This is a genomic window from Pseudomonas sp. GW821-FHT09E12, assembly GCF_059416085.1.
In genome coordinates this window covers 1-1231 of record NZ_JBWKOM010000020.1, presented here as the reverse complement: position 1 = coordinate 1231, position 1231 = coordinate 1, and the positions used below count along the sequence as shown (strand labels likewise).

Annotated in this window: 1 protein-coding gene; it reads left to right on the top strand. The window is 53.2% G+C overall.

Annotated elements, in window-relative coordinates:
• The first annotated feature begins 62 nt into the window (after positions 1–62).
• Positions 63–1213, top strand: a protein-coding gene (locus AC07PQ_RS30705; RefSeq protein ID WP_150051484.1) for an IS3 family transposase whose coding sequence is annotated in 2 segments (ribosomal slippage) — positions 63–297 and positions 297–1213 — 1152 coding nt in all. Because the reading frame shifts where the segments join, the coding sequence is not laid out codon by codon here.
• Positions 1214–1231 lie beyond the last annotated feature (18 nt).

The following is a 1231-nucleotide window of genomic DNA, read 5'->3' as shown; positions in this document are numbered from 1 at the left end:
TGAATCGCCCCGGGTTTCGTAGACACCTCTTTGCCTTAAACTGAGGCCAATCAGGAGGTGCCATGAGCAACCCGCGTTACCCCGAAGAATTCAAAATCCAAGCGGTCAATCAAGTGACCGAAAAGAAGCTGCCTGTCGCTGATGTAGCGGCCCGTCTTGGCGTGTCGACGCATAGCTTATATGCCTGGATAAAGCGCTACAGCAAACCTCAAGAAGAACGACAGCAAGACGATGATCAGCACGCTGAACTGCGTCGTCTGCGAGCAGAACTCAAGCGCGTCACTGAAGAGCGAGACATCTTAAAAAAGGCCGCCGCGTACTTTGCCAAGGAGTGCGGCTGAAGTACGCCTTTATCAAGCAGCGCGCGGGCGACTATTCGATTCGGCGGCTTTGTCTGACGCTTAAAGTCCATCCCAGCGGTTATTACGCCTGGCTGTCCGAGCCGCAATCTGTACGCGCCAAAGACGACCAGCGACTGCTGCGTTTGATCAAGCATTCATGGCTGGAGAGTGGCGGCGTTTATGGCTATCGCAAAGTCCATGACGATCTGCGCGAGGTCGGTGAAGATTGTGGTCGCCATCGTGTAGCGAGGCTGATGCGTCTTGAAGGTCTGCGCTCCCAGACAGGGTATCGACGCCGCCCTGGAAAGTACGGCGGTAAGCCAGCGGTCGCCTCACCCAATTTGCTGAAGCGCCAGTTTGATGTCGTAGAACCCAACAAAGTTTGGGTCACCGACATCACCTACATTCGCACTTATGAAGGCTGGCTGTATTTGGCTGTGGTGTTGGATCTGTTTTCTCGCCAGGTCGTTGGCTGGTCAATGAAGTCGCAGATGACCAGTGATTTGGCTATTGACGCGTTGTTGATGGCGGTTTGGAGGCGTAAACCGAAGCAAGAAGTGATGGTTCATTCCGACCAAGGCAGCCAGTACAGCAGCTCCGATTGGCGCAGCTTTTTGAAGGCAAACAATTTGGTTGCCAGCATGAGTCGCCGAGGCAACTGTCATGACAACGCTGTGGCCGAGAGCTTTTTCCAGCTTCTGAAACGGGAACGGATCAAGCGAAAAATCTACACCTCGCGGCAAGATGCTCGTAGTGATGTGTTCGATTACATCGAGATGTTCTACAACGCAAAACGCCGTCATGGTTTCAACAATCAGCTGTCACCGGCAGAGTTTGAAAAGCGTTACGCAATGAGCTTGCAAGGTGTCTAGAGAATCCGGGGCGATTCA